General features: G+C 48.0%; 18 protein-coding genes. 8 read left to right on the top strand and 10 right to left on the bottom strand.

Annotated elements, in window-relative coordinates:
- Nucleotides 1–72 precede the first annotated feature (72 nt).
- The 3 genes from ACN0R1_RS16590 to ACN0R1_RS16600 all read right to left on the bottom strand — a co-directional run bounded on the left by ACN0R1_RS16590 (nt 73) and on the right by ACN0R1_RS16600 (nt 2,970).
- Nucleotides 73–402, bottom strand: coding sequence for a CHASE4 domain-containing protein (locus ACN0R1_RS16590; protein WP_417584878.1), 330 nt, complete (start codon nt 400–402; stop codon nt 73–75).
- Nucleotides 403–875: 473 nt separating this feature from the next.
- Complete coding sequence (locus tag ACN0R1_RS16595; RefSeq protein WP_417584880.1) at nt 876–2,057, bottom strand: acetyl-CoA C-acyltransferase family protein; 1,182 nt, start codon at nt 2,055–2,057, stop codon at nt 876–878.
- A 160-nt stretch (nt 2,058–2,217) separates the two neighbouring features.
- Nucleotides 2,218–2,970, bottom strand: coding sequence for a YdcF family protein (locus ACN0R1_RS16600; protein ID WP_417584882.1), 753 nt, complete (start codon nt 2,968–2,970; stop codon nt 2,218–2,220).
- A gap of 220 nt (nt 2,971–3,190) precedes the next feature.
- On the opposite strand from ACN0R1_RS16600, the gene ACN0R1_RS16605 reads away from it, so the two are divergent.
- From ACN0R1_RS16605 to ACN0R1_RS16620, 4 genes are all read left to right on the top strand, one after another.
- A complete protein-coding gene (locus tag ACN0R1_RS16605; RefSeq protein ID WP_417584884.1) occupies nt 3,191–4,414 on the top strand; it encodes an MFS transporter in 1,224 nt (407 codons plus the stop codon).
- Nucleotides 4,415–4,659: 245 nt separating this feature from the next.
- The gene (locus tag ACN0R1_RS16610; RefSeq protein ID WP_417584886.1) at nt 4,660–5,679 is read left to right on the top strand and encodes a TRAP transporter substrate-binding protein; all 1,020 of its coding nucleotides are present in this window, start codon (nt 4,660–4,662) and stop codon (nt 5,677–5,679) included.
- Entirely contained in the window at nt 5,679–6,191 is a 513-nt protein-coding gene (locus ACN0R1_RS16615; RefSeq protein WP_417584888.1) for a TRAP transporter small permease, read from the top strand. Before ACN0R1_RS16610 ends, ACN0R1_RS16615 begins: the two co-directional genes overlap by 1 nt.
- A 23-nt stretch (nt 6,192–6,214) precedes the next feature.
- The gene (locus ACN0R1_RS16620; protein WP_417584890.1) at nt 6,215–7,519 is read left to right on the top strand and encodes a TRAP transporter large permease; all 1,305 of its coding nucleotides are present in this window, start codon (nt 6,215–6,217) and stop codon (nt 7,517–7,519) included.
- Between the two features lie 45 nt (nt 7,520–7,564).
- On the opposite strand, the gene ACN0R1_RS16625 is transcribed toward ACN0R1_RS16620, so the two are convergent.
- From ACN0R1_RS16625 to ACN0R1_RS16640, 4 genes are all read right to left on the bottom strand, one after another.
- Nucleotides 7,565–8,848 carry a TRAP transporter large permease gene (locus tag ACN0R1_RS16625; RefSeq protein WP_417584892.1) on the bottom strand — a complete coding sequence of 428 codons (1,284 nt, stop codon included), beginning with the start codon at nt 8,846–8,848 and terminating at the stop codon, nt 7,565–7,567.
- Nucleotides 8,845–9,351 (bottom strand): TRAP transporter small permease, encoded by a 507-nt coding sequence (locus ACN0R1_RS16630; RefSeq protein WP_417584894.1) that lies wholly within the window; start codon nt 9,349–9,351, stop codon nt 8,845–8,847. The genes ACN0R1_RS16625 and ACN0R1_RS16630 overlap by 4 nt, the downstream gene beginning before the upstream one ends.
- Before the next feature lie 57 nt (nt 9,352–9,408).
- Nucleotides 9,409–10,428 (bottom strand): TRAP transporter substrate-binding protein DctP, encoded by a 1,020-nt coding sequence (gene dctP / locus ACN0R1_RS16635; protein ID WP_417584896.1) that lies wholly within the window; start codon nt 10,426–10,428, stop codon nt 9,409–9,411.
- Nucleotides 10,429–10,602: 174 nt separating this feature from the next.
- Nucleotides 10,603–12,018, bottom strand: coding sequence for a DUF4236 domain-containing protein (locus tag ACN0R1_RS16640; RefSeq protein WP_417584898.1), 1,416 nt, complete (start codon nt 12,016–12,018; stop codon nt 10,603–10,605).
- Nucleotides 12,019–12,211: 193 nt separating this feature from the next.
- Between ACN0R1_RS16640 and ACN0R1_RS16645 the strand changes: the two genes are divergently transcribed.
- On the top strand, nt 12,212–13,111 hold the full coding sequence (locus tag ACN0R1_RS16645) for a sulfurtransferase (RefSeq protein ID WP_417584900.1): 900 nt from the start codon (nt 12,212–12,214) through the stop codon (nt 13,109–13,111).
- Nucleotides 13,112–13,149: 38 nt separating this feature from the next.
- Nucleotides 13,150–15,561, top strand: coding sequence for a putative bifunctional diguanylate cyclase/phosphodiesterase (locus ACN0R1_RS16650; RefSeq protein ID WP_417584902.1), 2,412 nt, complete (start codon nt 13,150–13,152; stop codon nt 15,559–15,561).
- Here ACN0R1_RS16650 and ACN0R1_RS16655 read toward each other — a convergent pair.
- The 3 genes from ACN0R1_RS16655 to uvrB all read right to left on the bottom strand — a co-directional run bounded on the left by ACN0R1_RS16655 (nt 15,558) and on the right by uvrB (nt 19,786).
- Nucleotides 15,558–15,938: a diacylglycerol kinase gene (locus tag ACN0R1_RS16655; RefSeq protein WP_417584904.1), complete on the bottom strand. Its 381-nt coding sequence runs from the start codon at nt 15,936–15,938 to the stop codon at nt 15,558–15,560. The two genes, ACN0R1_RS16650 and ACN0R1_RS16655, sit on opposite strands and share 4 nt — an antisense overlap.
- Nucleotides 15,938–17,629: a phosphoethanolamine transferase gene (locus tag ACN0R1_RS16660; RefSeq protein ID WP_417584906.1), complete on the bottom strand. Its 1,692-nt coding sequence runs from the start codon at nt 17,627–17,629 to the stop codon at nt 15,938–15,940. Before ACN0R1_RS16660 ends, ACN0R1_RS16655 begins: the two co-directional genes overlap by 1 nt.
- A gap of 135 nt (nt 17,630–17,764) precedes the next feature.
- Nucleotides 17,765–19,786, bottom strand: a complete 2,022-nt coding sequence (uvrB, locus tag ACN0R1_RS16665) for an excinuclease ABC subunit UvrB (RefSeq protein WP_417584908.1) — start codon at nt 19,784–19,786, stop codon at nt 17,765–17,767.
- A gap of 113 nt (nt 19,787–19,899) precedes the next feature.
- On the opposite strand from uvrB, the gene ACN0R1_RS16670 reads away from it, so the two are divergent.
- The gene (locus tag ACN0R1_RS16670; RefSeq protein ID WP_417584910.1) at nt 19,900–21,084 is read left to right on the top strand and encodes a pyridoxal phosphate-dependent aminotransferase; all 1,185 of its coding nucleotides are present in this window, start codon (nt 19,900–19,902) and stop codon (nt 21,082–21,084) included.
- Between the two features lie 73 nt (nt 21,085–21,157).
- The gene (locus ACN0R1_RS16675) at nt 21,158–22,354 is read left to right on the top strand and encodes a GGDEF domain-containing protein (RefSeq protein ID WP_417584912.1); all 1,197 of its coding nucleotides are present in this window, start codon (nt 21,158–21,160) and stop codon (nt 22,352–22,354) included.
- Nucleotides 22,355–22,399 lie beyond the last annotated feature (45 nt).

The raw sequence follows: 22,399 nt of genomic DNA on the forward strand, positions 1-22,399 counted from the left end.
ATAAGGTATCACCAGGTCTTCTCAGACCACTTAAGGATGTGAAGTAAGTCTATAACGTCCTAGAATGAACGATTACCCCTGCAGGTCAACGAAAAGTACAATATTGGTACCAAAATTGAGAAAGGTATTCGGGTACAAATTTGCTTCAACATAACCCGCATTACGGTCTTGGGCAAAGGTGTAGGTGTCGTCCCAGGCAGACCAGTCGTAAACGGTCGCATCGATACTATTAAGCTCCAGCGAAAATCGATTGATAATCCGGTCAATGTTAAGCTTAGCAAACTCCTGCTCCAGAAATTGAAACTCGGTGTTCACCAAATAGCGCTGTAAACCAACGACGGTTAGGCCCAAAACCAAGGCCATAAAGAGCATTGCTGTGGTTACTTTGAGAGAAATAGACACCTTGATTCACCACGCTGGATAATACGGCCAATGACCAGTAACTACCTATTCATGCTATAAACATCAGTTCAGCGCGTCTGCACGGCATCTAGATTAATTAAACCTAGACATAATAGAGATTATAGTAAATATAAAAGTATTTATTTGGGCTGCTTCATACCCAAGTTCCGGATGACACCTGAGTATAGGAAAACTATATGATATTTAAATTAAAATTATCTATATATACTATATTTTTTTATACCCATCATCAACGAAATTTTAAATATCAATCGACACCAGTCGCTCTATTAGACTTCAAAACAAACCATAATTCTTAAATAAAAAAGACGCTTACGACGACAATCAAGCGGCTGTTTCATTTTACAAACACATAAAAATAGACACACCAGGAATCTGCGCTTTCGGCGTAAACCCTCTCTCTTTTTGCACCTATTTAGGTCAAGAGAGAAGGTTTGGCACCGACCTAATATTTACAGACGTTCAAAAATGGTCGCGATTCCTTGGCCACCGCCAATACACATAGTGACAAGTGCATAACGCCCACCAGTTCGCTCAAGCTCGTAAAGCGCCTTGGTAGCAATAAACGCCCCGGAGCAACCCACCGGATGCCCCAACGCAATTGCACCACCATTTGGATTGGTTTTCTGCATATCTAAGCCCAAACCCTTGGCAACAGCCAAAGCCTGCGCGGCAAAGGCTTCATTGGACTCAATGACATCCATATCGTCCAGAGACAAACCAGCCTTCTTCAGTGCCAGACGTGATGCAGGTATCGGGCCTTCACCCATGATATCGTTAGGTACGCCGGCTACAGCGTAAGAAACAATGCGTGCAATCGGCTTATGTCCGGCACTGGCGGCCGCGTCGGCAGAAGCCAGCACCATAAAGGCAGCGCCATCATTAATACCGGAGGCATTGCCCGCAGTTACTGTTCCATCTTTTTTGAAGGCAGGACGCATTTTGCCCAAGCTCTCAAGCGTAGTGCCTGGTTTTACATGCTCATCGGTGTCAATCACCACGGTCCCTTTGCGGGTTTCAAAGGTGATCGGTACGATTTGAGACTTAAACCGTCCTTCTTCAATGGCGCGTGCCGCACGAGCGTGTGATTCTACCGCAAATGCATCCTGCTCCTCGCGGCTGATACCCCATTTTTCAGCCAGATTCTCGGCGGTAATCCCCATATGTCCGACACCAAAAGGATCATTCAGCGTCGCGACCATCATATCAATCATACTGGTGTCACCCATGCGTGCCCCCGAGCGCATCGCTGGAGACAGGTACCCTGAACGAGACATCACCTCAACACCGCCACCGATACCGTAATCACAATCGCCCAACAGAATATTCTGCGCGGTGGTCACTATTGCTTGTAGTCCTGAACTACACAAGCGGTTGACTGCCATGGCGACAGATTCCATCGGCAGGCCAGCCTGGATAGAGGCGACGCGTGCCACATAGGCAAAGCGTGCGTCCGTGGGTATGCAATTACCCACTGTGACATAGTTAATCAGGTCCGTATTTACCTGTGAACGACTCACGGCCTCTTTCATCACTTTACCGGCAAGCTCATGCGGCTCTATGGAACTCAATCCGCCCCCAAAGGCACCAATGGCTGAACGTACGGCACTTAAAACAACGACTTCTCTACCCATTATAATGTTCCTTTTGTTGTTATTTGCATCTGACTACACAAGCCTGGTAATCATTCACCAACCCTTGTTTGAGAATAGCACAGAGTCGTTTTCTTAGTCGCCGCCCCCTTTAGCCTTATACTGGCCGTTATAACGCAGCGAATTCCAGGATTTGATCGAGTTAGATGTGTTTCATCAGTCGATATACAAACAAGCCTAACCATTCATGCAAGGCTTGAGAGCTTTGTCGAAAATGGTAGGACGTTGGTAGCCAGCTGACTAACCCCTCAGGTGGCGGAGTAGCAAATTGGATAGGCGCGGGCAGTACCTGTAAACCCTGTGCTTCAAATACCGGCACAGCCCGGTTCAAATGCCAGGCCTGACTGACCAGAACAACCTGCGACAAGCCGGCCTGTCGAAGCATTTCAGCTGAGTAAGCGGCATTCTCATAGGTGTTGCGGCTACGATCTTCAACCCAATCGGCACTCAGATCAAAGCCCGATTTAAGCAGCCACTGCATCAGTTCGGCTTCACTGTATTCTTCACCATAAACTCGCCCTCCCGTGAGCAGAATAGGTAAGCCACTCTGCCGCTGCAGGAATGCCGAGTAAGCCAGCCGACTGATGGTTTGCTCACTGGGAGCATCCGGCCAACCGTACTCAGCACCATCAAAAGCACGCCCGCCTCCCAACACAACAATCACCTCAGCGGAGCTCACCGCTTCCATACTGACCGGTGGAAAGTGCTCCAGCGATTGCTGTAGTGAGTAACTGATAACGGGCAACCCCAGCAACCAGAGTGACAAGCCCGCAAAAAACACTAACAAGCCACCCAGAAAACGCCGCCCCAACCCGATCAATAGCAATCCAAACAGCACAGTTAATGCCTGTAACGCTGGAGGTAGCAATAGGTATTTCAGCAAATTTATCATCATAATGAATCTCAGATTAACGCATCTATAAGTAACGGCAATAAATAATGGCCTATGTCAGCCTGATATAACTGCTTTGGCCAACATGTATCAACTTTATTTATCCTCTTTATGATGGCCTGCTAGTGCTAAAATCGGTTATGTTACGCCTTTTTGTTCAGCTTACCAGCCAACACCTTTGCTGATAGGTAGAATGTCTGTATCTATTTTCAGGATTTAAATCATGTCGTTAAGCCAACGTCCGGCAACCTGGGTAGTCATTTTTCTGCCCTTTGCTCTCGGTTATTACCTATCCTATCTGCTGCGTACAGTGAATGCTGTCATTTCACCCGATCTGACTCAGGACCTGGCCCTATCTGCCGCCGACCTTGGCTTACTAACGAGTGTGTATTTCTTAACCTTTGGGGTGGCACAAATCCCGCTGGGCATTGCCCTGGATCGTTACGGCCCCAAGCGTGTACTGGGTAGCTTGTTGTTGCTGGCGGCTGTGGGCTCTGCAGCCTTTGCCATGGGCGACTCGCTAGGACAGCTAACCTTGGCACGTGGTCTTATAGGCTTGGGCGTTTCAGCCTGTTTGATGGCAGGCCTGAAAGGTTTCGCCATGTGGTATCCAGCTGAGCGTCAAAGCTCAATGACCGGGTTTATCATGGCCGCTGGTGCCTTGGGCGCCTTAACCGCGAGCACCCCAATGGAAGCAATGCTCCCCTTTCTCGGCTGGCGGGGCGTTTTCTGGGTGATCGCCAGTCTTGCCGCCGCCCTGTCCGCATTAGTGTTTTTTGTACTACCCGGGGATATAAAGCAAACCTCTCACGAGTCCCTGGGTTCAACACTGAAATCTGTAGCCGGAATTTTTATTGCACCAGATTTTCTTCGCTTCGCCGGGTCTGCCACCTTTTTTACAGGGGGGTTTATGGCGATGCAAAGTCTCTGGGCCGTCCCCTGGCTCATGAATGTAAATGGCTTACCCTTGAACCAGGCTGCCAGTTACTTGATGATTCTCAACCTCGGTATGCTGACAGGCCAACTCTCCGTGGGTCTGTTTGGCACGAGACTTAGCCAGCGGGGTGTCACGCCACTTAATTTTATGCAAGTCGGCTACGGTATAATGTTGCTGGTACAGGGATTGATCCTGTCTGGTTGGGGGCCAATACTGCTCTTTTGGTTCCTACTGGGAGTTTTATCCTCAGTAAATGCACAAACCTACATTGCCACAGCCGCTAACTTCCCTAAGTCAGCCTTTGGTCGTGTCAGTACAGCCATCAATTTGATGGCCTTCGCTGGTGCCTTTATCGTCCAGTGGGGATTGGGGATTGCGCTGGATCTACTGCAGCAAAACGGCGCATCAGTACCTGGTTCACTTCGCATAGCTTTTGCCGGACTTATTGCACTGCAAGTGATGAGTTTTATACCCCTCATATATAAGAAAAAACTAAACAAACAGCTTTAAGATAATATGAATTAAGCCATCCAAGAAAAGCTTACATAATAGCCCTTATAATTTAAGGGCTATATATCCATACAAGTAAAAATTTAAAATCCTAACCACTTGTTCAGGATTAACAACAAGTCTCCAATATACCAGGATCATTGAATTACTTGTCGCTTACTGGCAGACATATGTCGCATTCGTGTTAATTAAATTTTTAACTCAATATAGTCTGAAAAGGTATTCACCAACATTAGGACTAAAGCATGACAAGCAACGCTATTACGACCAAAGGCTTTCGATTAAGCCATAAATTATTAACTTCAATGATTATCGGAGCAAGCGTTTTTTCAATCCAGGCATTCGCTGAAAATATCAGCATGGATTTTTCTAATGAATATAACGCCAGCTCTATTCATGCAGAGGGCGATGCCTATTTTATTGATAGAGTAACTGAATTAACCGAAGGTGGTATTAATATCACTTTACATACCGGGGGTGCTCTGGGATTCAACTCCGGTGATCATTTCTATGCTGTTGCAGACGGAGCGGTTGAAATTGCAGACACGCTATCTGGAACAATGAGTGGTATTGATCCTATTTTCCTGCTCTCTTCACTGCCATTCATTGTCGATGATATAAATGACGCTCATCGTCTCTACGAAATCGCCAAACCCTTCTATGAAGAAGTCTTTGAAGATAATGACCAAATCCTGCTGTATGCATCCCCCTGGCCGCCTAGCGGGGTCTGGTCAAAAACAGCCATTAATAGTCAAGATGACCTGCAAAACCTGAGAATCAGAACATTCGACCGTAATGGTACAGAAACCTTTCGTAATATCGGCGCAGCGCCTGTCAGCTTGTCATGGGGTGATGTCGTACCGCAACTGGCAACAGGCGGTATTTCGGCTGTGTTGACATCAGCGGAAGCCGGCGCAAGCGGGAGCTTCTGGGAACATCAGGATCACTTTGCAGCCATTCAATATGCGATTCCATTGAACATGGTTCACATGAACAAAGCCGCGTTTGATAGTTTAAATGAAGCGCAGCAGGCAGCCATTATGGAAGCCGCAAAATTAACTGATGAGCATAATTGGAAAGCGGTTAAAAATCGTACAGAAGAAAACTATAAAACGCTGAGTGAGCATAACATAACCATCAATGATCCGGTTTCCGAAGAATTATTTGGAGCTCTGTCAGAAGCGGCTTCAAGCGTGGTTGAAAACTGGCTTGAAACTACTGGCGAAAACGGCGTAACGATTATGAGTCAATTCCGAGGTGAATAATGCTCTTGTTACGACTCTTTGAAAGCTTATCAAAAATACTTAACAGAATTGGTGCTACCATTTCCATCATTCTAATCATTTATATGCTTGCTCATATACTCATTGAGATCATATTAAGAATGTTAGGAAAGTCTACATTTATTCTGGATGAGTATATTGGATACGCTGTAGCAGTCATGACATTTCTAGGGCTTCCTTACGTACTGGAAAAGGGGGGACTCATTCGAGTCTCCCTGATTCTGGATCGTTTCCCAAGCAAATATCATTGGCCACTGGAGCTATTCAGCAGTCTGATAACAGCAGGCTGTTTTTTATGGATATCTATCTTCTGGTTCAAAAATGTTCAGCGTAGCTATAGTCGCGGAATCATCAGCGATACCATGGCAGAAACGCCAATATGGATTCCAGAAGGTGCTGTTCTGATCGGCATGTGGCTGGTTGGATTAACGCTGTTAATTCGATCATTAAAAATACTGGTACTTCGCACAAACTACCTTTCTGAAAAGCAATAAGCTGAACTTGAATAGGCATTCGTATGGATATTTTCTGGGTTGCTATTGGTGTAGCGGCATTTCTAATATTTTTCTTATCCATGGGCACATGGATCTTTGCATCAATGCTGGCGGTTTCAATCGCCTCATTGTTACTCTTGGGCGATTTTCAGCCTGACAGAATAGGTCTGATTTTTTCAAGAATCCTCTATCGCGCCAGCAACAGCTGGGAACTATCAGCAATTCCTCTGTTTATTCTGATGGGAGAGTTGATATTTAGATCCAATCTCTCTGAACGTCTTTTTAAAGGCCTGGTGCCGCTTACCAGCCATTTGCCTGGTGGAATACTTCACACCAATGTGTTGGGGTGTACACTATTTGCAGCCGTCAGTGGCTCCAGTGCCGCGACAACCGCTACGATAGGAAAGATCACCACACAAGAACTCAAGGCGCGCGGTTACGACCGCAATCTGTCGATAGGTTCACTCGCCGGTGCCGGCAGCCTGGGATTGCTGATCCCTCCTTCTATCGTAATGATTGTTTACGGTGTACAGGCCGAGGTGTCGATTAGCCAATTGTTCATGGCAGGCGTCATCCCCGGATTACTTATTGCGGTACTCTATGCGCTGTATATTATCGCCAGATCAGTGTTGTCTCCCCACCTGGCACCAAAACAGGAAATACCAGGACAGACTATATGGCAGTCGCTGGTACTCTTATCTCCTATTCTGGTATTGATATGCATTGTTATCGGGTCAATCTACACCGGCATTGCAACTCCCTCTGAAGCCGCTGCTGTAGGTGTCGCTGCGACACTGGTACTCTTGTCATTAGAAAGGCAACTCAACATTAGCCTGCTGATTGAAGCCCTCAAAGGGACTCTCATTACGACTATTATGGTGTGTAGTTTGCTGGTAACCGCCATGCTGCTATCCACAGCTATGGGTTATCTGCACCTGCCCAGAGAGTTGGCGGCCTGGATTGCCGGTCAGAATTTCAGCCCCTTAATGCTGCTGGTTGCACTTGCCGTGTTTTACATTGTGCTGGGTCTGTTCCTCGATGGTATTTCCATCACTGTGATGAGTCTGCCCATTACTTTACCCATTGTCATCATGGCTGGGTTTGACCCTATCTGGTTTGGTATTTTTCTCATCATCATGATTGAGTTGGGACAAATCACACCACCAGTAGGATTCAACCTGTTTGTGCTACAAAGCCTGACTGGGGAAAGCATCAGCCGGGTTGCCCTGGCCGCTTTCCCCTTCTTTATTTTGATGTGTATTGCGGCAGTCATCATCAGTATATGGCCGGACATAGCCCTCTGGCTGCCCAGGTATATGACTCAATAAAAAAAGGGAGCCCAGGCTCCCTTTTTGATGCGTTCCAAGTGTAGGTTATAGGCGGGTAATCCAGAGAATAATGTCAGGATAGAGGGTGAACACCAGCACCGAACCCAACAGTATCAACCAATAGGGTAATGACGCTTTGGCAGCATCTGTAATAGTGACATCATTATTCGATATAGATGACAATACAAACAGATTCAACCCAACCGGTGGTGTGATCATACCTATTTCAATCAGCAACGTAACAATAATGCCAAACCAGATAGGATCAAAACCAAGGCTGGTAATCATCGGAAAGGTGATTGGTAAGGTCATTAACAACAGTGAAATACCATCGAAAAAGCACCCCAGCACGATATAGACAATCACGATCATAAAGAGCACACCGTAGGGGCCCAAGCCAAAACCACCTATGGCATCCACAGCGGCTCTGGGAATACCCAGGATACTGACAGCCTGAGACAGGATCACTGTACCTACAAGAATCATACCGATTGCAGCAAACATAAATGAAGCACGCTGGAAGGCGATCCAAAGCCGTCTAAGGTTAAGATCCCCCCAGGTAAAGCCAATCAGAATGCTTGCCATAACACCCAGCGCAGCCGACTCTGTCGGCGTTGCAATCCCCAGATAGATCGTCCCCAGCACAAAAAATATCAGGATGGGCAAAGGCCAAATCTGCAGAATGCCACGGCGCACCTCACCCCAATCCATACGATCCATCGCCGTGGGTGTAACAGGCTCTCCTATTTTGGAACGTATCATGATCCATACTGAAAAGCTGAAAGCAATCAACAGGCCTGGGATCATCCCGGCAAGAAACAGCTGTCCAATGGATACGCTTTGTGTCGCTCCATAAATAATCAATGCAAGACTAGGTGGTATCAACAGACCCAGCGTTCCTCCGGCCGCCAGGGTTCCCACAACAATGCTGGGATTGTAGCCTCGCCGCTTAAGTTCTGGATAACCTACCGAACCAATAGCCGCCGCCGTAGAGGTACTCGAACCACTGACAGCTCCAAATATAGTGCAAACAGCTATATTAGTGTGCAGCAACTGGCCCGGAACTCGTTTGAACAAGGGTGTCAGGCCATTGTATACACGCTTGGAAACACCGCTGGCTAATAAAATCTCGCCCAGAAAAATAAACAGTGGCACTGCACTTAATGTGAAATCGGTCAATAGGTTCCAGGTAGCCGTTATTGCCAATGGCGTTGCACCATTAGCCTGGAAATGCAGCAAAATCATACCGGTAAGACCTAGCGCAGCCCCTAACACGGCTCCCGTTGACAACAAAACAAATAAACTTCCACTCAATAGTACCCAGCTCATAAATACACATCCTCGTTATCATGTCTTTGAAGAGCCGGCTGCTTAAAACCATGCCGAAACTGCACTAAAATGCATAAAACCATAGAGAAAGGCATAATGGCCATCCAAGGCCACAAAAGAATACCGCTAATATCTGTTGTTGAACTAATCTCTTTAGAGAAGTTCATAAAATCATAAGATTCATAAAGAAAAATTGCACAAAACAAAACTAACGCAACCGTGGCAAAAAAATCAGCAATCATAACTAATTTCTTAGGTAAAATTTGCAGCAAAATTTCAATACGTATATGCCTGCCTTTATTCAGGATATGCGGCAAGCAAAAGAATGCCAATGAGATAAATAGCAATCCAGCTAATTCATCAGAAAATCGTACCGGCTTACCACCAATATAACGCATTAACGTACTGACAAATATCAGCAACGTCATAGCCATGCCACTAATAACGCCTAGCAAAAAGCAATAATGTGCCACTCTATCAATAATTGTTTTATAAAAATTCATTTACAACACCTATAAGCCCCTAGGCCAAGACCCAGGGGCTATATAAATTCATTTACGTTAGTTAGAAAGGTGGCTGGTTACCGTCTCATAGTATCTGACGCCATCGTCTCCAGCATTTTCTGCCATTGACTGCCATACCTTCCAGGCCGCATTTACGAAGGTTTCCACATCTTCATCTGAAAAAGGCTCCAGAAGGGTGATACCCAACTCAGCACGCTCTTCCCTTGCCAAGCTTTCACGCTCTGGATCGACAGACAGTTCACGGGTGATATCCCATACTTCCATAGCGGCTTCCCGCAATGCTGCCTGCTGTGTATCGGTTAGTTTCGCCAGGCTTACATCACTGATACCAAACTGCCAGGGTGAAGCCGCCCAAGGATGCAGGTAAGCCTCATACTCTGTCACTTCATGCAATGAAACGGTTTTTGCGACCGTTGATAAATAATAAGCACAGTCGACTACACCCGTCTGAAGTGCCATATACATATCATTCTGAGGGATAACCTGTGCAGCAATGCCCAGCTCTTCAAAGGTATCTACCAGGTGACGAGACCATACGCGAACTTTTTTCCCTTGAAGACCTTCCAGGGAATTAATCGGCTCTTTACAATGCAAACCGACATCAAAAATAGGCGCAACTACTCCACCAATAGTGGTGATGCCCCATTTTTTATAGCCTTCATTATAAAGCTCAGTAATCACCGGCAGGATTTCAAGGTGTTGCTCAGATTGGGTAATAGCACCCTGAGCATAAACTGTCGAAAGCGCTGGGGCGTCACGTGTATAGTATTCACCATACATTAGCGCCATATCGACCATGCCACGTTGCAAAGTACGTAGTATATCGGCTTCTTTAAGGCCTAACCCACCGCCATGATAAACCTCAACCTTGAGCTCGCCATTAGACTTTTCACTGACCAGACGAGCAAACTCATCAATATGCGCTGCTTCAGGACGGCTTTGAGCCAGACCGCTATGAAAACGCAAGGTAGTTTCAGCTACTGCAGTTCCACAAAAAGCAAATACACAAGCCACAGAAAGCGTCTTTGCTATTTTTTTTCCGATTAGATAATTCATTAAGACAACCCCATTTAATTAAACACGCTTCATTAAATGGTCTACCCAATGTAATTACAACTTCGAAAACGACACAGTATTATAATATAGCGACCATAGACCCTATACCATTACTTTACATATGCCTTTAACAATTAAAAAAACTAAATAAACACACTTAAACTGAGTAATAAATTAATCTTTACCCGGTTCAAAGGGTTCAAATGGCTTTATGGCACGGAAGTGGCATGCAGAATCCATATCACGACGCATGATAAACTGAGCCAGAACCACAAGCGGATCGAGCTGATCCAGTGCTGCAAAATTCAACTCCAAAAAACCTTGCCGTGGAACACGTACTGACAGCAGATACTCATCCTGCTCAAAACCTGTTTCCGGATTGACCCGCTGGGTATACCCGGAGGCGGTAATCTCATCAATCGCCGGTAAACTAGCCAGCAATACGCCAACCAATCTGAATAAGGTACCATGGGCATAACGGGCATACTCCCGGTGTCGCTGAGCTTCCGATTTTGCTTTCAGCTGCAGACTCTGGCCTCCACTGGCAAGTTGCGCACTCTGCAGAGGAATAGCATCCAGAGCAGGAAGTTTCAGATCTAGCCATATCTGCTTATTATCCAGATCAAGCTGAAAATCTACCAGCGTTTCACAAGGCCAGTCCAACTGTTCAAGCTCAGCAATCAGTACCTCCGTCATCAGACCTTCATCAGTCATTAACAGGGTCACAAACTGCTCGGCATACACAGACTGCTCGGCGTCATGCGCGGCTTTACGAGCCTTCCATACTGAGGTATAGGCTTTATAGCGCTGCCTGGCACGATCAGCCGCAGACCTGGCCTGATGTGTTTCAGCTTTCCAGCGCAGCTTGGCTGTCTGCCACTCATGAACGGCCTGCTGATGAGCCCGAACCAATTGTTGCTGCCGCCCTGGAACCAGACGATGCCAAAAGCGCACAGCGGGTGGCTGCGGATAGATGGGTTCAGCTGGCAGTTTTAGTAGATCCGGACGTAACGGTTCAGGATCTGCAAAAGGTGCAGGCAAATAACAAGGTACTTTGGTGTCAAGCGCAGGGACTTCCTGATATAGATCGATATAATCAGCAATATCACCATTGACCAGCGCAGCCTGCTCGTCCAGCCAGCCCCGCAGTAACTGCGGATGGGAATCCCACAGGGATATCATTTGTTCATCGGTCAATTGACGACCATCCGGCAGTGACAGCTGCAGCCGTCCCTGATCACCTAAAGAGACACTTAGTTGTTTCGGATCAATGCCAGATTTTTTTGACTGTTCATTTTCAGCAGCATAGAGCAGCTCCCGCTGTTTCTGCTGCTGTTTCTGCTGAAATGCACGGTGCTGATGTGCTCTGGAATTATCAAACCTTGTACGATAGGTCAGGCCAGCACTGGGCATATTAATATTGCCATACATGGCCTGATCATGATCATAGAGAGCCTGAGCTCTTACCGTATCAGCAAGATTGATGCCCCGTTTACCGCTTTTCAGGCGAACGCCGGGTACAATCCGAATAGAATGACGAAATCGAAATGCCAACGCTTTATCCTTAAGACCTGTGTTCAAGTCATCCACTTTGCCAGCCCCGGTAGTAGGGGGCAAGCGCTATATAACAAAAATACTCGCTTGGGTTTACAAGCCAAAGCACTCAACGCTTGTTCTGGATCAATACCTGTAAACGCTATACACCCTAGTATCCCTGTGAAAGTGCGCACCTTCGTATTTTGTGTGCAAACGGCCCTGCCATATCTGAAACTCTGGGGATACCATGAATGCAGTCATGTTGTTACGTTGCAGGTTACCAATCAGTGCACTAATCCTTCTGTTGTGCCTGCTCCCTGTTACCTCTGTTCTGGCAGAATCCCCTCCCATTGTTTCAGCTGAATGGCTACAGCAAAACCTGGCTGACGAAAATCTACGCATCATTGACATGCGTGAGGCCGAACAGTTTGAGCAAGGGCATATTACATCAGCCGTCAACATCCACTACATGATGTTGTTTGACGAAAATTTCAACATGCCGCGACTGGATTATCTGCGTGAACTCTTCAGCCAGGCAGGCATAGACCACCATACCCATGTAGTCGCCATGGATGACGGCAGCTTCACCTGGGCTGCACGCCTCTATTGGTTGCTTGAAACCCTTGGTCACGAAAAGGTTAGCCTGCTGAATGTCGGTTATGGCAACTGGCCTGATGGCTTATTACCCACGAGCACACAAACTATTGTAGCCGAACCCAGAGAATTTATTCCGATGGTGGATAACACCCGGTTACAAACCAAACTGGGAACACTGCTGGCCATCGACAAAAAGCCGATCCTTGACGGTCGCAGCCAATCACATTATCAAGGACTGGAGTCTACAGCAAAACGCTTTGGCCATGTTCCAACCGCACTGAATTTTCCTTGTTCCCAGAACTTTGAAACCTCTGACACAGGTAATCAAATACGCGAACTGTCTGCACTGGCCCCCATTTATGAAGCGCTTCCTCAGGATCAGGAGATCATTCTCTACTGTGACGGTGGCGCAGAAGCGGCTTTGAATTACGTCATTATGCAAGCCCTGGGTTACAAGGTAGCCGTCTACGATGGCTCATGGATAGAATGGGGCAATGATCCAGCCTTGCCAATTACCAATCCGTCTAATGAATCCGATGCAACCGATTAAATTATCGTCTTTTAATAAGCCGTATTAAGAAGTAGAGCATGAAAGACCCTAGATTTAAAGGATCCATCCGCAGACGCTTAATTGTCATGATTATGTTATTGGTGTCGATCACCGGTTTGAGCGGTTATTGCTCATTTCTCTACTGGTTTATGTCTAACCAACAACAACACGCAGTCAGTCAGGCAGAAACGGTTGCATTGGTATTGAGTCAGGATTTTGCCCGCCTGCTGCTGTTGAACGATGTTACCGTAGCGGCTGATATTTCAGCCAAGCTTGTCTCCTTCCCCACCCTGAAATCGATGGTGCTCTATAACCACGACGGAAAGCCGGTACATCAATACCAGCACAATGCTGAACGAATTATTCCAGCCGATCTGGCTGACCAGTCGGCGGCACTGGCAAAGGGAGAACTCCGGGATGACCGGCTGCATTTCATGCTGCCAGCCAGCTATCAGGGTAGTATCTTTGGTCAGGTCTACATTCAGTTGCAAGCAACCCGGATTTTGCAGATCATTCAACGCGATGCCCCGGCGCTGGTGGTGATAGGCCTGCTGATGATGCTGGCATCATACATACTAGCGGCAACCGTAGAAAAACGCTTCAGTGGACCCATTTTGCGCCTGGTCAGTTTTCTTGAACGCATCAGTGACTCAAATCAGTTACAGCAGTGTATCGTTACGCGTGAAAACAATGAATTCGGAAAGCTCTATCTGGAAGTGAACACCATGCTTGAACGCCTGGATCAGTCGCAGAAAGCACTGCAATTGGCGGCTATTGCCTTTGATACACCCAGTGGCATGTTCATTACCGATGCTAACAACCGAATTTTGCAAGTTAACCGCGCTTTCACTGAGATTACTGGCTTCACCGCTGACGAGTGTATTGGTAATACACCCGCCATGCTCAAATCCGGCCGCCAGGACCTAACCTTTTATGAAGCCATGTGGCAGCAGATAAAGACACGTCACTATTGGGCAGGTGAAATCTGGAATAAGCGTAAAAACGGTAAGATATATCCTGAATATCTGACCATACAACCGGTACTCAATGATAACCAGGAACCGCTCAACTATGTGGCAGCCTTTATTGATCTCAGCCGCCAAAAGTCCGCTGAAGACAAACTGGAATATTTCACCCTGCATGATCCATTAACGGGTTTAGCCAACCGAAAGCTACTCACCGAAACCTTGGAGCAGCAGCTAAAAACTAATGCGGCTGGAGCATTGCTGTGTTTCGACCTGAATAACTTCAAGCTGGTAAACGACTCTTTTGGTCAGGAAACCGGCGACCACTTGTTACTGCAGATCGCTCACCGGATGCGCAACAAGCTCAAAGATGCCGATTTGATGGTGCGTCTAAGCGCTGACGAATTCGCACTCTGGTTTAACCAACTCAGCGATCAACCTCAATCAGTTGCTCTGGAAGCCGAAGGCTTGGCAGAACGCGTCATGGATCTGATGGCCTCGCCCTTTATTATCAACAACCAACCGTTATCTTGCAGCGCCAGTGTCGGTATAGCCATCGCCACCTCATCAGATCCAGTTTCGGCTACACAACTGGTTCAACAGGCTGACTCAGCCTTGCACCAGGCCAAGCAGGGAGATGGCAGCCAGACAGCCTTCTACGATGCCAAGGCAGCGACGATTGCCAGAGAATATATTCAATTGCACACAGCGCTGCTCCAGGCATTAAAAAACCATGAATTCTGCCTGTACTATCAGCCACAAACCAATGCACAAGGCCGAGTAATTGGTGCTGAAGCATTAATTCGTTGGATAAATCCAGAAAAAGGACTGATCTCACCACTGCATTTTATACCCACCGCTGAGCGCTCAGGGCTCATCCTGGCGATAGGTGAGTGGGTACTGCAAACCGCCTGTATGACACTGCGAAGCTGGCAGGAATCCGCCTCTACTCGCGGAATTTCACTCTCGGTGAATGTCAGCACACGCCAGTTTTACCAGGAGGACTTTATTGATCAGGTCAAGCAGGCGCTGCAGCTCAGCGGAGCAAATCCACGCCAGCTAAAGCTTGAGCTGACTGAATCATTATTAGCAGATGATCTCAGCCGGGTGGTTGAAACCATGAAAGCGCTGACAAGTCTTAATGTGCAGCTTTCACTGGATGACTTCGGTACAGGCTACTCCTCTCTGCAGTACTTACAGCGCTTGCCACTGGATCAAATAAAGGTCGACCAATCCTTCATCAAGGATATGCTCAACAGCCATAGTAAGAATGAAGCCATCGTACGCACCGTGCTGTCACTGGGAGAAGCCTTCGGTTTTGAAGTCATGGCCGAAGGGGTAGAAACTCTGGAGCAACTAAAATTCTTACAGCAAATAGGCTACCGGCAGTTTCAGGGATATTATTTCTGTCGGCCAATCCCCCAGGGTCAGTTTTTGGATTACTGCATACAATACAACTACAATCCGCCGGATAGGATGCACTAGGCTGCCACAAGCAGATTATCCCAGGCAACGCCGCCCCAGAGTAGCAGCGTTATCATCAGTGCAAAGAATACAGCGGCAGAACCCAGATCCTTGGCAAAGCCTGCCAAGGTATTAAATTCTGTACCGGTTCGATCAACAACGGCCTCTATCGCGGTGTTCAATAGCTCGAAAATCAACACCAGCAACAGGGAACTAATCAGTAACCCTAACTGCAATCCCGACTCGGCCAGCCAGAATGCGCCTGGTAACAACACCACGGCGGCCCAGATTTCATAGCGAAAGGCTGGCTCACTCACATAAGCCGCTTTAATCCCCTTAATAGAATACCGGGTGGCATAATAAAAGCGCTTCAGCCCGGTTGTTTTAGTGATCATCATCAATTGACTTCCTTACTATCACCGAGCAAATATTGATCAAACAAGTTGCGATAACTCAGCTCCCACTGCGTATAGGGGATCACAATCTCACTCCCGGGAATGCGCACATTGCCATGCTCAAAATCGATTTCATAAATACTGCGATCTGGTAAAACCAAGGCGGCACGCGGATCATTGTGCAGTGTTTTCATATAGGCAGTGACTATGCGCAAACGATTTTCCGGTATCGATGCTAACAGACTTAATCCATCTATTGGTGTGACCGCATCCACCTTCATCAGCGCCAGCATTGTTGCAAATACATCTGCCTGAGACAGTGGCGCATCGACCTTAGCTGCTATTGCGTCATAAGCCGATTCCGGTGGAAAAACCAGCAAAGAGTTATGCGTCACCTCGTCCTGAAAATCACCATGAAACGCACCACCCTTCCCGGTTACATGCTCACCATGATCGGAGGAATAAAACATCCAACTATCAGGGGATAGTGCACGAACGGATTCCAACAATGCATTCAATACATAATCGGTATACCAGACGGTATTGTCATAGGCATTGATACTGTTTGGGTTTTCTTCTGGCACAAACTGCTTCATCGACTCAGGTACTTGCTGAGAGAAAGGTGTGTGGCTACCACTCATCTGCACCACGAGTATAAAGGGTTGGTCACTTTCACGCTGTTCAGCCAACCAAGGACGAATGCCCTTTTCCAGAACCAGCAAATCATCGGCACCAACTGAAACACTCACATCCGGGCTGAAGTCACTGCCTTGTTCGAAATGATCCATGTCCTGATCAACGAACAACTTATCCATATCACGCCATTGAAAATCTTGTGCTGTAATTAGCGCCGTTGAATAGCCAGCACTTTTGGCATAATTGAATAGTGTTGGTACAGAATAGATACGCCCCTGCGGATCGATACCCTGTAGTCCGGTCAACATATAGGGCACCGATGCCAGCGTACGTGGACCGATGCTGACGGCATTACGCATGGCTACTACTTGTTGAGTTGCAGATAAACGGCTTAGGTTGGGTGTCGTATCACGTTCATAACCATACACTCCCATATGATCAACATTCAGGGATTCACCAATAACAAACACCATTGAGGGGCTACCGGCTGGTGCAATATCACGGTATACCAGCGTCGGTTTTGCCGGATAATTATCGCGATTAAAGTTAAATTCAAAGGCACTGATCAAATTACCTGCATAAGCCACCGGTGCCAACTGAAAGTGCGGGGCACTATACCAGTTCAAAGTCACCAGCATAAACAACCCGACACCCAAGGCCCCTTGGCTCCAGCGCAGCCAACGCCTAGGCGACGGACGCATGCGCATCACGCCGAACAAAATACCACAAGCAACCAGTGTAACCACGGCGGGCTTTACAAGAAGGCCATGCTCCCACCAGAGCTCCAAGGTCATAACCGGGTCTGTAACAAAAAAACGGAAATCAAAAACCGTAACAAATTTACGGTACACACCGAAATAACTACTTTGTGCAAAATAGGCAGTTGCACTAAAAACCAGCAAGGCAATAGCAACCTTTCGGTGCCTGTGCCAGTAACCTCGAAGATTAAACAACAACACCCAAAGCACAAAAGCCGTAATGAGATAATTTACCCAGAAGCGTTTACCGCTGTAGTTCTCTACTACCCATGCTGTATCCCTGACCCAAAATAAATCCATCAAAATCAGAGTAAAAAGGCCTGTTAGTAGCCACAAGCCATGGAGAAAGCGAGTATCTCGAAGAGTCACGAAAATGCCTCAAAAACAAAAATTGTGCCGTATTTTAGGCCGCTATTGGCGATATTAAAAGTCCGCTTATAGTACATTGGCACTGTGCTTAAGACGTTCCAACTCATCGCGATAATTAGCCGCTTTTTCAAACTCAAGATTGCGGGCCGCTTCATACATCTGATCTTCCAGACGGGACAGCGCTTTAGCCAACTCTTTAGGTGACAAAGCCGCTTCATTAACCAGGTACTCACCCTGCGTCTCGGCCGCCTTGCGTGCGCCACGTGACGATTTACGTGAACCCGGTGCCTGCGCACCTTCCATGATATCGGCTACGGACTTAAAGATACCTTTCGGGGTAATACCATGTTGCAGGTTATATTCAATCTGCTTGTTGCGGCGTCGCTCGGTTTCATCCATAGCACGCTGCATTGAACCCGTAATCCGGTCGGCATAGAGAATCGCCCGGCCATTGACGTTACGTGCGGCACGGCCAATGGTCTGGATCATCGAGGTTTCTGAGCGCAGGAAACCTTCTTTGTCCGCATCCAGAATAGTCACCAGCGATACCTCCGGCATATCGATCCCTTCTCGCAGCAGGTTAATCCCCACCAGCACATCAAACTCACCTATACGCAGATCGCGGATAATCTCCACCCGCTCCACCGTATCTATATCAGAATGAAGGTAGCGTACCCTGACACCGTGTTCAGCCAGGTACTCGGTGAGATCCTCCGCCATACGTTTGGTCAGTACCGTCACTACCACACGTTCTCTCAGCGCAGTAACTTTATGAATTTCACCCAGCAGATCATCCACCTGAGAAACCGCAGGGCGTACCTCAACCATGGGGTCGATCAAGCCGGTAGGTCGTACCACCTGCTCGACGATCTGCTGCGCATTCGCCGCTTCATACTTGCTCGGCGTGGCTGAAACGAAAATCATCTGTGGCGCCAGCTCTTCCCACTCTTCAAATTTGAGTGGCCGGTTATCCAGCGCTGAAGGCAGACGGAAGCCATATTCCACCAGAGTTTCCTTACGCGAACGGTCACCCCGGTACATCGCCCCGATTTGTGGCACGGTTACATGCGACTCATCTATCACCAGCAAGGCATCGTTCGGCAGGTAATCAAACAGTGTAGGCGGTGCCATACCCAGATCACGCCCAGACAAGTAGCGTGAGTAGTTCTCGATACCGGAGCAATAACCCAATTCCAGAATCATTTCTATGTCATATAAGGTGCGCTGCTCCAGACGCTGCGCCTCTACCAGTTTATTGTTCTCTTTCAGCAGTGCCAGGCGTTCGATCAACTCAGCCTTAATATATTGCGTCGCCTCGACCAGCGTATCGCGAGGGGTTACATAGTGAGTCTTGGGATAAATTGTAGCGCGCGGCACACGGCGCAACACTTCACCGGTGAGAGGATCAAAATAACTAATCTGCTCCACCTCTTCATCGAAGAGTTCGATACGAATCGCTTCCATTTCCGATTCAGCCGGAAACACATCAATCACATCGCCACGCACCCGGTAATTACCGCGATGCAACTCGACATCATTACGGGTGTATTGCAGTTCCGCCAAGCGGCGTAACAGGGTGCGCTGGTCCACCTGATCGCCACGGTCCAGATGCAGCATCATCGACAGATAGGATTTCGGATCACCCAAACCATAGATGGCCGATACCGTTGCAACGATGATCGCATCCTCGCGCTCTAGCAGCGCTTTGGTAGCTGACAGGCGCATCTGCTCTATATGGTCATTGATCGAGGCATCTTTTTCGATAAAGGTATCGGATGACGGCACATAGGCTTCCGGCTGGTAATAGTCATAATAGGAAACGAAGTACTCTACGGCATTATCCGGGAAGAACTCCTTGAACTCGCCATAGAGCTGTGCCGCCAGGGTTTTGTTGTGCGCCATGATGATGGTGGGGCGCTGCACAGCCGCAATCACGTTGGCAATTGTGAAGGTTTTCCCCGACCCGGTTACTCCCAACAAGGTCTGCGAAGCCAGGCCGGACTCTATCCCATCGACCAGTGCGCTGATCGCTTCAGGTTGATCCCCTGCAGGCTGGAAACCGGAATGCACTTTAAAACGCTGCTTCACATTAAACTCCTGGAATTTTTCATCATTTTCAACCTTTCGGGGATTTAGAGAAACGCGTCTATACTGTATGCTTAACTTAGTTATTTACACCAGACAATCATGAGGGTTTTAGCTTGGACGTGCAGCTTTCCAACCGTGTAAACAGCATCAAACCATCCCCCACTCTTGCCGTGACCAACCGTGCTGCGGAACTGCGTGCAGCCGGTAAAAATATTATTGGTTTAGGTGCCGGTGAGCCAGACTTTGATACCCCCGATCATATCAAAGCCGCCGCCATTGAAGCGATTAACAACGGCTTCACCAAATACACAGCGGTTGACGGCACCCCCGGCCTGAAAAAAGCCATTATAGCCAAATTCAAGCGCGATAATGGACTCGATTACCAACCCAACCAGATTCTGGTTTCCAGCGGTGGTAAACAGAGCTTTTTCAACATGGCGCTGGCACTGTTGAACGAAGGCGATGAAGTTATTATACCAGCACCTTACTGGGTATCTTATCCCGATATGGTACTGGTTGCCGAAGGGCAGCCGGTGATCCTGGAAACCACTCAGCAGAACCGTTTCAAGATCACGCCAGAACAACTGGAAGCCGCCATTAACGACCGTACCCGTGTTGTGGTATTGAATAGCCCATCCAACCCATCGGGTGTGGCCTACACACTGGAAGAACTGAAAGCACTGGGCGAAGTGATCAAACCTTACCCGGACATCATCATCGCTACGGATGATATGTACGAGCACATTCTGTTTGGCGACCAGCCGTTCTGCAACATTTTGAACGCCTGCCCAGAACTTTATGATCAAACCATCGTGCTCAACGGCGTCTCCAAAGCTTACTCCATGACCGGTTGGCGTATCGGTTATGCCGCTGGCCCAGCCAAGCTGATTGGTGCGATGAAAAAAATTCAGTCGCAGAGCACCTCGAACCCCAACTCCATCGCTCAGGTAGCTGCCGAAGCCGCGCTGAACGGTGAACAGGGTTGTGTAGCCGAGATGGTCAAAGCCTTCAAAGCACGTCATGACTTTGTCGTCAAAGCGCTGAACGAAATTGATGGCGTTGATTGTATTGCCGCCGATGGCACCTTCTATGCCTTCCCAAGCTTTCAGCAAGTGATCGATAGCCGCGCTGATATTGAAGACGATATCGCACTGGCCGAATTCCTGTTACTGGAAGCCGGTGTCGCACTGGTTCCGGGCTCCGCCTTCGGCACCCCCGGCAACCTGCGCCTGTCCTTCGCCACCAGCATGGAAAAACTTGAAGACGCCATCGCGCGTATCAAGAAAGCCTTGCAGTAAAGGTGCAGTAAATTCACATATGACCGCGGCAACTCTGTCGCGGTCATATCATTTAAATTGCGCAGGTAATCCAATGAAAACAAAGATCATTCCCGCCCTGCTGGATACAGCAGACGCCCCGATGCTACTGATCAATGATCAGGTACACGAATGGTCCAATGCACGTTTTCGTGATCTGCCGGAAGCCCTGCGCTCCCCGATACTTACCTGGGCACAAAACCAGGACTCAGAATGGCTAGAACTGGAAGGCTATCGCTTTCAGCGCCTTAGCGCCAAAAAACATACCGCAATTATTGGTTATATCGTTGACCGTAACCGCCTGCAACGCACCCTGCTGCTCAAATTATTACCAGGCCTCCAGGCCGGTGGCGACCCCTACCAAAACACCGCGAGAGTACTTGGGCCACTACTGGGCTGGAAAAACTGCCTGGTTGCAAAGCGTAAAACTGACAGATCACTGGAAGTGCTTGGCCACTGGCAGGATGGCAAGCTACTACCACCGGCTTCGCAGAAGCTCATCGGCAATGCCGCTCAAGGCTTGTATGAAGGTGAATCAACCCACATTTCCATTAAAGCCCTGTGCCGGGAGTTCCCTCTGGATGAGCTGCTCAGCGAAACACCATCGGCTTTATGGATAGGACACCGCATCGACCTGCCCGAGCAAAATGGTGTTGGACACCTGTGCGTCTGGGGTCAACCGGAACACGTTGATACCGAAGCCACCGAATGGTTAATGGGCCTGGCCGTTGATACCCTCAGCGCCTGGCTGTTAAGTCAGCATCATGCTGAAAACAAGGATTATGAACCCTCCAGCGAACCACGCGATCAACTAACGGGTCTGCCTGGCCCCAAAACTTTTGATCTGGCATTGACACATGCTGCTAGCACCTACCAGCAAACCCAACAGGATTTTCTGGTTGCTCTGGTCGATATTGATGGCCTTACCCATATCAATGACCAATACGGCAAGCTGGCCGGAGACAAGTTAATCCAGCGTTTCGCCGACGAACTACTGAACATGTGCCGTCGCCGGGATCAGGTATTTCGCCTGGGTGGAGATGAATTTCTGCTACTCATGCCCATGACCCACACCCCTCCACCTGTTGCTAAACGGCTGAATCGAATCAGTAAACAGCTTCAGTCGAATATACCCGAATTCAGCCTGAATCTGTCTATGTCTACTCTGTCCGAAGTTAAAGGCAGCAGCGAAGAGCTGATGCTGACCATCGATCAACGCCTTAAAGCGAATAAAGATAGTAATAAAAAATAAACCGGATGATCTGATCACACTGTTTTACGTATTTTTCTGCAACAT

Source organism: Nitrincola sp. (assembly GCF_048264025.1).
In the GTDB taxonomy this organism is placed as follows: Bacteria; Pseudomonadota; Gammaproteobacteria; order Pseudomonadales; family Balneatricaceae; genus Nitrincola.